This window comes from Rhodococcus sp. YH3-3 (genome assembly GCF_001653035.1).
Lineage (GTDB): Bacteria > Actinomycetota > Actinomycetes > Mycobacteriales > Mycobacteriaceae > Rhodococcus_F > Rhodococcus_F qingshengii.
Map to the genome: position 1 here is coordinate 2,592,790 of NZ_BCWH01000002.1, position 10,052 is coordinate 2,602,841.

Consider the following 10,052-nt stretch of genomic DNA (forward strand, 5'->3'; position numbering starts at 1 on the left):
GCTTTTCGTGTTCCGGAGAGTTCAGGGCAGCGACCAGAACTGAGTAGTCACGAGGTAGAAGACGATAACCCAGAACAAGGTCACAGCGGCGACGATTGCCACCCCTTGTGCGTTGGTTTTTGCGACAGGAATCCCCGGAGGCGGACGCAGCCAACGGCGCAGGAGTCGATTCACGTAGTACGGCATCGTGAAGAAACTCATGATGAAGCTCGACAGCAGATTGCCGATCAACAATCCGAGCCAGAGTGGCAGCTTCAGCGGTGACAGCGCCAAAGTAAGCAAGACGACAGTCGGGTAGAGACCGACCCAGACCGCGATCGAGGTTTTTGTCTCCGAAGGTGGAGGGGCCTCGTTTCCGTTCTCGTCGAAGGCAAACCAACTGCCGAACGAATTGTCCACGGTTCGCAGTTCGAAGTCGTGAAACTTGCGGCCCTCGGCGAGGAGTTGTTGTCGCTCAGGGGAAGTCAGCCACGTATCGAGGTGGGCAGCATTGTCGAAGCGATACAGCAGGGTCCATTCATCCTGCACACCGTCGACGGGGCGAAACAGTTCGGTGCCGCGGAATCCGTCGAAAGCACTCTCCACCTCCCGAAGGCGATCCTGCCAGGCAAGGAACTCGTCGATGCTGTCGTCACCTACTCGGTGCGTCACTACGACGGTCAGCAGTGGGTCCGGAGGCCTGATCCCGCCGCTCACTACCTGCTGCGTGGCCGGGCCGTCGAAGAACTGACGACCGCTGTCGAGGTAGTCCTGCCTCGTCGCGCTGTTGATCCACGCTTGAACATGAGCGATGGAGTCGAAGCGGTACACGATCACCCAATCAGGTTGGGTGGGCGTCGGAGCAGCGATTTCTGCCCCGAGGAAGCCTGCATAATCTGCGGCGGCTCGGTTGAGATCTTTCTGCCAGACCTCGAATTCTTTCTCCAGTCCGGCACGCACTCGCTGGCCGATGATGACCGTCGCGGCGCTGTCCGCCGACGTGTGCGCGGTCATCGGTTCAGGCCTGTGTAGATGCGTTCCGGGGTGAGCGGTAGCGACCGGAATCGTGACCCGGTTGCATCCTGCAGTGCGTTCGCCAATGCAGGGGCAACCGGATTGATGCAGCACTCCGCCATGCCCTTGGAGCGGAGAGGACCGACGGAGTCTGATGACTCGACGAGGATCACCTCCGTGCGTGGGATATCTGCATATGTCGGGATCCGGTAGTTACGTAGATTCGGGTTCATCATCGCGCCGTTTGCGTCTACGTGGAAGTTCTCGGTGAGTGCGAAGCCGATGCCCTGGGCGACGCCACCTTCGATCTGTCCCCGCACCTGCGCCGGATTGATGATCACCCCAGCGTCGGTGGCTTGGACGCTGTAGAGAATGCGGATCTCGCCGGTGATGCGATGGACGGCAATCCGGAAGCCATGAGTGTTGGACACCACGCTGCGCGGAGATCCGTATGCCTTCCGCGCCTCGGTGAATCGGATCCCGCGCGGGCGCGCGGCCTCGAGTATCTCTTGCAGTGTTAATCGAGTACTACCGCAGACGATCTTGTCGTCGTCCATCGAGCACTGGTCAATCGACACGCCGGTGTGGTGCGCGGCGAAGGCAAGTAGGCGATCGCGGAGCGCATTCGACGCGCGAAGTACCGCGTTCCCAGCGACAAACAGGCCGGCGCTGGCGAAAGCGCCTGTGTCGAAACCGGTTCGGTCGGTGTCCGACTGAATGATTCGTACACGCGACGGAGTTGTGCCCAGCTGATTTGCGGCGATCTGCACGTGGGCCGTAGAAGTTCCCTCACCGAATTCGACTGTGCCGATGGCAAGTTCGTATACACAGTCTTCGCCGAGGGTGAGCCAAGCCTCGGAAATGTGCTCGGTGGGTGGCGCGGTCTCATGTAGTGAACTGGCGGTACCGGTGCCGATCAGCCAATCGTCTCCGAGCGAGGGAACCTGTTGCCGCTTCAACGCGGTGTCGATCAGATCGATGCATTGCCCCAGTCCGTCTTCGGTGAAGATCACGTCGTCTGGGCCGTCTTCGAGTGCGATCAGCGAATCGCCCGGTCGGACGATATTGCGTCGACGCAGTTCGAGCGGATCCATGTTCAGCGCGACGGCCAATTCGGTCATGGCCGATTCCACGGCAAAGGCCGGTTGCGTCATCCCGTACCCACGCAGAGCGCCGCTCGGGACGTTATTGGTGTACACGGAATACGCATCGAACTTCTTGTTGGCGCAGCGGTAGAGCGATACTGCCGCGCCGCCGGCAAAGAGTGTCTCTCCACCGTGGTTTCCGTACGCACCGGTGTTCGATACGTTGCGATACTGAAAGGCTGTGAGGGTTCCGTCCGACTTGGCACCGAGCTTGATCGTGAGCTTCATCGGATGACGCGGCGACGCGGTGGTGAACTCTTCTTCTCGGGTGAACTCGAGGCAGACGGGACGACCGGTGTCGAGGGTGGCGAGCGCCACCAGATCCTCGCTGATCACTTCCTGTTTTCCTCCGAACCCGCCGCCCACGCGTTTGCAGAACACGCGTAGCTGATCCGGGCGGAGGTCGAAGAGATGGGCGAGTTTGACCTTGGCGATGGAGGGGGACTGCGAACTTGTGCGAACGTGAAGGCGTCCGTCTTCCATCCAGGAGATCGAACCGTGCGTCTCGAGGTGCGCGTGCTGAACCCGCGGCGAGAAGTAGGTGCCTTCGTGGATGACGTCGGCCTCGGCGAACCCTGCCTCGACGTCGCCCACATGACCGTGAAGTTCGAGCAGGATGTTGTGCTCGGGATCTCGAACAAAGGGATCGTCGGATCCGTGCAGGGCTGGAGCGCCGTCGGCCATGGCCTCTTCCGGATCAAACACGGAAGGCAGGATCTCGTAATCGACCTTCACCTTCCGACGGCCTTCTTCCGCAGCGACGACGGAGTCGGCGAGGACGGCCACTACACGCTGACCCACGAACCGCACGACGTTGTCGAGAATGTAGGTGTCGTCCGGATCGACAAGGTGGTCGGTATGTATTGCCGTGGTGAAGAGCTTGCGCGGCACGTCTTTCCAGGTGTAGACGCGATGGACACCGGGGACGGCGAGCGCCTCGGTGGTGTCGATGGAGTTGATGCGTGCATGTGCGTGCGGCGAGTGCAGCACTTTCAGGTGCAGCATGCCGTCGATGGCGGTGTCCATAGTGTATTCGGCTCGGCCGGTCACCACGTCGGTGGCCGCCGGCGCCCCGACGCTGGTTCCGACGGCCTGTCCCGGGAGGGCAACTTCGATAGCACCGACACCGTTGACCGCGTCTTCGATGGATCGGTAACCGGTGCAGCGGCACAGGTTTCCCTTGAGCGCTCGCGGCAAGTCTTCTTTCTGCGCGTCGGTGAGCGCCGCCGAGGTCATGATCATCCCGGCGGTGCAGAACCCACACTGAAAGCCGGGTGCATCCCGGAACTGCTGCTGAATCGGATGGAGATCTTCGGGCGTGCCGAGTCCCTCGATCGTGGTTACCGCGCGACCGTCGGCGCGAAAGGCGGGCGTGATGCAGCTGTGTATCGGTGTTCCGTCGAGCCACACTGTGCACGCCCCGCAGTCCCCGCCGTCGCACCCCTTCTTCACCCCGTGGTGTCCGAGGTGCCGAAGAAACGTCCGGAGACACTGTCCCGGGAACGGCTCCTCGTGGAACTGCCGGTCGTTCACCGTGTAGCTCATGACTGGCTCCCCGTGAGTTCGTTTCGGAGCTCGTCGGCGTAGTGGCGGGCGAGGTGGAGGCGGTGGTCTGGGGTTCCGTTGGGATCGTCGAACCAAATGTCGGCCGAAATGGAGTCGACGGCTCGTCGCAGAGAGTGCTCGTCCGGCATGGTGTCGAACGTCAGCCGGATCGGATGGGTGGTGCCGGCGGTGATGGTGAGGTGAAAGTCGTCGGCGCCAGGAGTCTGCGTCGCGATCATGAAGATCGTCGAACGGCCGAGGTGCGTGAGACTGAAGCGGCGGTGGGCGTGCCGTTTGGTGAGTGCGTGCACCGGGAACTCGATGCTCCGAAGGACTTCGCCCGGCTCCAGGACATTCTGGTGGTCACCGGTCACGAAGTCGCACGCGTCGACGGTCCTCACTGTTCCGTCGGTAGCCCATAGTGTGAACGAAGCCTCGAGTGCAACTGCCAGGGTGATCATCGGTCCGGCCGGAAGCGACATACAGATGTTGCCGCCTACGGTGGCCGAATTCCACACCTTGAAAGACGAGAGGAAGTACTCGCAGCTGACGCGAATAAGTGGACTCGCACGCCAATTGTCCGGCGGGACAAACGCATACAGTTCGGCAACGGTGCACGTAGCTCCGACACCGAAATGAGTCGGGCCGACCTCCAGTGGTGTCCAACCGAGCGCGGTGAGGTCGACCAGTCGACGCGTGTCGGGTTGTTCTGCTGAGAACAGCCACGTTCCTCCCGCGAGCCAGGCGTCGCCGGGACGCCACACGTTCCCTGGGCGATCCGGTGGTCGGCGTATCACGTCGGTAATGGTGGTGATGTCCATGCGCCTGCTCCCCTCGGGGGATGTGTCTTCTCGGAGTGGGACATTACCGAGGTGACGAGACACATTCACACTTTTAGTACATATCGGGCACGCGAAACAGGAGCGATACGTACGTGACATCGACTGGTGCGGCGGTGCATGCGCGTGCCGATTCTGGGTACGACTGCTTGAGAGGCGCGATCAGCCTCTTGCTTTCGCGCTGTTGATTCGGACGCGGCTATGCACTCGGCGGCCGCGGAGATCATGCGGGGCGGGGCGCTGTGAAACCCTTCGAGGTAGGTCGGACCGACCCTCCTGATGAGACGCTCTTTCCGCTCTCGGCCGCCCAACGGGCAACCTGGTTCGCTCAGCAATTCGATCCCGAAGTCCCGATTCTGATAGCGAACTACGTGGAGCTGCGCGGCGAACTCGACGTCGAACTGCTGGATCGCGAAACGCGAGCGGTGGCATACGAGTTTCAATCTCCTTTGCTCAAAGTGATCGAGATCGACGGTCAACCGATGCAGTACGTGGACGAGACATCTGAGATCACCGTCCGTCTTGTCGACCTCCGTGGGTCCCCCGATCCGATCGAGGATGCCCTCGGGTGGATGCGCCGAGATTGCCGGACACAGCTCGACCTGGCAGTTGACGGAATCGTCGCGACCGCTGTGCTGCGCGTCGGGGACGCGCACTATCTGTGGTACAGCCGCATCCATCATGTTGCGCTCGACGGTTTCGGTGCCATGACCATGATGAACCGCATTGCGCATCGGTACTCGGCCTCGGCGGCGAGAAAGGACTCGCAGCCGAGTCGTGCCGCGACACTCCGGACGCTGTACGACATCGACGAGCGGTACAGAATGTCGGATCGATTTGCCGCCGACCGGGAGTACTGGGCTGAGCGCAATACCACCCTCGCCGGATCCAGCCTGGCGGAGGCTTCTGGGCCCGCGCAAACCGAGAGCCGACTCGAAAGCACACTGATGTCGGACCGAAGTTGTGCCCTTCTCTACGAATCCGAGAACCACGCTGCACCGGTCATCGCTGCGCTCGCGTTGTACCTCGCGCGGATGACGGCGAAAGAGACTGTCCAGATTCATGTTCCGATGTCCGGACGGACTACGGCGGTGCTGCGGGACTCGGGCGGCATGATGGTGAACGTCACGCCACTGCTCATCCGTGTCGCAGCGGTCGACACCGTCGGTGAACTGTTCGCCCAGGTCCAACATGAGCTCATGGGTGCATTGCGGCACCAGCGCTGCAGCCTCGACGACATCCGTCGGGACGCAGGCGTGACGAGCGGTCTGGAAGGCGAAGACTCATATGCCGGGCCCATGGTCAACGTCATGCTGTTTCGCCAGGAGGTGCAGTTGGGCGAGGTGGTTGGGGAGTATCACATCGTCACCTCCGGGCCGGTGGAAGACCTTCTGGTCAACGTGTATCCGAGCGGTGAGAGGCTGCGTGTCGACTTCCGGGCAAACCCGATCCGATACGAGGAGGCGGGTTTACGCGAGCACCACCGGAACTTTGTCGGCTTGCTGGAAGAGTTGATCGCGTCTGATTCCGGTGCCGAACTCGCAGACATTCACAGCCCGACGGCCCGGGAGGGCGAGCGACGACAACGCGAAGTCCGGCAACTCGAATATTGGAGACATGAGCTCACCGGCGCGCCCGAACTTTTGCAACTTCCCTTCGATCGACCCAGGCCTGCAACGCAATCGCTGGAGAACGGACGGGTTGAGGTCCTGATCGCCGCCGACACCCACTCGCGGATCACGGCGATGGCGAGTGATCTCGGGACGGGCACTCGTGCGGTCTTACATGCGAGCTTTGCTCTCCTGGTGAGCCGGTTGTCCGGTGCTTCGGATGTTGTGATCGGTACGCCCGCGGGATCCGACGCGAACATCGTCGCCATCCGGAGTCGCGTCGATCTGGTGACGACTTTCACGGCGCTCCTGGACAGTGTCGTCGAGGTCCACAGTAATGCGCGGGCGCACAGCGAGATACGGCTCGAGCAGTTGGTTCAGCCATTGCACGTGGAGGATGTACCCGCCTATGCGCCGGTTGTACAGGTGACGTTCGAGTCCGTCGCCGGCGCTGACGAGCACCCTCGCGACATCGGCCGCGTCGATCTCGGAGTGTCTGCGGTCGAGACTTTCGACGAGGTGGGTACGCCGTCCGGAATCTCGGTGAGGCTCGCGTTTGCCACCGATCTGTTCGACGCCGAGACGGTACGTGGCCTCGGTTTGCGGTTCGCGCGCGTCCTGGAATCCGTCACCACAGATCCGACAATGATGGTCGGCGACATCGATATCTTGTCCGACGTCGAGCGATCCGCGATACGGCCTGTCCGCGGTGACCCGCGCGCTTCGCATCGCACCCTGGCCGATTTGTTCGACGGTGCGGCGCGCACACACCCCGACGGCGTGGCCCTGTCGTATCTCGATGACGAGTTGACGTATCGAGAACTCGACGAGCGTTCCTCGAAGTTGGCCCGAGAATTGATCGACCGCGGCATCGGTCCGGAAAAGATTGTGGCGCTGGGTATGACGCGTTCGATCGAATCGGTTGTCGCGATGTTGGCCGTGAGCAAAGCCGGCGCGGCATTCGTGCCGGTGGATCCGACCTATCCGGATGAACGTGTTCGCTTCATGCTGACCGATTCCGGCGCCGTACTGGGACTCACGGTCGTCGCGGAACTTCATCGCTTGCCGGATTCGGTTCCCTGGTCAGCGATCGACGACGCCGAGTTCCGTGGCCGACTTGCACGGTTGTCCGTGCGTTCCATCTCCGATGTCGATCGGGTGCACCCGATCCGGCCCGACAATCCCGCATACGTGATCTACACGTCCGGGTCCACCGGACTCCCCAAGGGGGTGACGGTCTCGCATCGTGGACTGGAAGCGCTTGCTGCCGAACAGCGTTCGCGGTTCGGTGCGACCCAGGATGCGCGAACGTTGCACTTCTCGACCCCGAGTTTCGACGCCTCGATTTTCGAGTACCTGCTGGCTTTCGGTGCCGGAGCGACCATGGTGATTGCGCCGAGCACGATCTACGGCGGTGACGAGTTGTCTCACTTCCTCGAATCCCAGCGTGTCACGCATGGTTTTGTCACTACTGCGGCGCTCGGAACAGTTTCGCCCGAGGGCCTTTCGGACTTCGGCGACGTGGTGGTCGGTGGTGAGGCCTGTCCGCCGGATCTTGTGCAGCGGTGGGCTCCCGGCCGACGGCTGTGCAATGCGTACGGGCCGACCGAGACCACCGTCATGTCGAACATCGGCGAGCCGATGGTGTCGTCGGAGAACATCACAGTGGGCGGTCCGCTCCGCGGCTTCGAGGAGATCGTGCTCGATCAGCGATTGCACCCCGTCCCCGACGGTGTTGTGGGCGAGCTGTACATCTCGGGAGACGCGCTCGCACGCGGCTACCACCGAAAGTATGCGTTGACGGCAGAACGATTCGTGGCAGACCCCTTCGGCCTCCCCGGGCAGCGGATGTATCGAACGGGGGATTTGGTGCGGTGGCGCCGTGGCCGTGGACTCGAGTACGTCGGTCGTAGTGACTTCCAGGTGAAAGTTCGCGGATTTCGTATCGAACTCGGGGAAATCGACAGCGTCGTGCGGTCGTGTCCGCAGGTCGAGAATGCAGTCACCGTGGCGCGGGCGGCTCCCTCCGGGACAGCGATGATCACCACGTACGTCGTGCCTGCCGGCGGAAGTGCGCTCTCGACGGCCGAGCTGACGCGGTACGTCGCGAGCCGTGTTCCGTCGTACATGGTTCCTGCGGCATTTGTTCTACTCGACGAGTTGCCGGTAACTCCGGCGGGAAAGGTCGATCGCGCTGCCTTACCTGCACCTCGGTTCGATGCTCGGTCGGACGACTTTCGACCGCCCGAGGGCGCTGAGGAACTAGTGCTCGCCGAGATTTTTGCCGATGTTCTAGGCGTCGAGACGGTGGGTGCGGGTGACGACTTCTTCGAGCTGGGCGGGAACTCACTGATTGCCACGAAGCTGATCGCTCGAGTAAATGCCGCTGAAGAAATCGATTTCGGGGTGCGGACTTTGTTCGAAGCACCGACTATCGAATCATTGGCCCGTCACGTGCGGGATGCGAAGTCATCCCGCGTTGATCGCACGCGTTCGAAGCGTCCAATCCTGCAGGCACATTCGTACAGGGACAAGATTCCGGTGTCTGTGGCACAACGACGCCTGTGGTTCGTCAATCAGTTCGACACGTCGTCCCCGGCCTACAACATTCCGATGGTGGTCCGACTGTCAGGTGCCTTGGATGTCGCTGCGATGCAGCGCGCGGTGGGAGATGTTGTCGATCGGCATGAATCGCTCCGTACCGTCTACCCGGCGTCGGTCGACGGCCCACATCAGGTAGTAGTGCCTTCGGAACGCGTGACGTCGAAGATCGCGTGGGAAGTATCCGTGGACGAGGAAGCCTTGGACAGGCGCATCGCCGATCTCGCTCGCGAGGGGTTCGACGTGAGCGCGAACGTGCCCCTGCGCGGCTCCCTTTTTCGGGTCACGCCGGACGATCATGTCCTTGCGCTGGTAGTTCACCATATTTCGGCGGACGGAGCATCCCTCGAGCCGCTGGCCCGAGACCTGACCCGCGCCTACGCGGCGCGGGCTGCGAAACGGGCACCGGACTGGTCGCCTTTGCCTGTGCAGTACGCCGACTACAGCCAATGGCAGATCGAACTGCTCGGCAGTGACGACGATCCGGACACGCTCGAGGCGAAGCAGTTGGACTACTGGACGTCCACCCTGGCCGGTCTACCTGACGTGATCGACCTTCCGCTGGATCGACCGAGACCGGCGGAACGATCCATGCGCGGTGAATCGGTCCGATTCTCGGTGCCCGCAGACGTGCACAGTGAACTCCTCGAACTCGCTCGGAATCACAACACGACACCGTTCATGGTGATGCACGCAGTGCTGGCGGTTCTGTTGGCACGGCTGAGCGCCTCGCCGGACATAGCGATCGGGACTCCGGTAGGAGGGCGCGCCGAGCAAGTCCTCGACGATCTGGTCGGGATGTTCGTCAACACGGTCGTCCTGCGAATCACCGTTGACACCGCCGCGACTTTCGAGGAGATCCTTTCACGAACTCGCGAAGTCGATCTGGCAGCGTTCGGACAAGCCGAGGTGCCGTTCGAGCGAGTCGTCGATGCAGTTGCGCCGGAGCGTTCGTCATCTCGCTCACCGCTCTTCCAGGTTCTGTTGGAATTCCAGAACACCGCAGATCCCCACCTCGAACTACCCGGACTGGGTGTCGATGTTGTTCCAGTCGACGTCGGTGTCGCCAAATTCGACTTGCAACTGTCGCTCACCGAGCAGCGTGGCAAAGACGGCGTCCCCATGGGTTTCGATGCCGCCTTCACCTATGCCTCCGATATCTTCGAGCGCACCACAGTCGCCGAGTTCGGCGAGCGTTTCGTCCGCCTCCTCCGGTCGGTCGTGTCGGAGCCGACAGTGCCAGTAGGGGATACGGAAATTTTGGGCGCGCCCGAGCGTGGGTTGGTGGTGGGTGGTTGGGATGGTGTGGGGGTTGTGGT

Annotated in this window: 4 protein-coding genes; 1 reads left to right on the plus strand and 3 read right to left on the minus strand. The window is 62.0% G+C overall.

The features are described from left to right. Positions 1-21: 21 nt before the first annotated feature. Genes YH3_RS25075 through YH3_RS25085 form a run of 3 tightly spaced genes read right to left on the minus strand, consistent with a single transcriptional unit; the run spans position 22 to position 4,504 of the window. The gene (locus YH3_RS25075; protein ID WP_021333615.1) at positions 22-993 is read right to left on the minus strand and encodes an antibiotic biosynthesis monooxygenase; all 972 of its coding nucleotides are present in this window, start codon (positions 991-993) and stop codon (positions 22-24) included. Then, entirely contained in the window at positions 990-3,683 is a 2,694-nt protein-coding gene (locus YH3_RS25080) for a molybdopterin-dependent oxidoreductase (protein ID WP_064444179.1), read from the minus strand. The genes YH3_RS25075 and YH3_RS25080 overlap by 4 nt, the downstream gene beginning before the upstream one ends. Continuing rightward, positions 3,680-4,504 (minus strand): FAD binding domain-containing protein, encoded by an 825-nt coding sequence (locus YH3_RS25085; protein WP_064444180.1) that lies wholly within the window; start codon positions 4,502-4,504, stop codon positions 3,680-3,682. Before YH3_RS25085 ends, YH3_RS25080 begins: the two co-directional genes overlap by 4 nt. Positions 4,505-4,764: 260 nt before the next feature. On the opposite strand from YH3_RS25085, the gene YH3_RS25090 reads away from it, so the two are divergent. After that, positions 4,765-10,052: non-ribosomal peptide synthetase (locus YH3_RS25090; protein ID WP_154100325.1), on the plus strand; the 5,288-nt coding region annotated here is incomplete at its 3' end.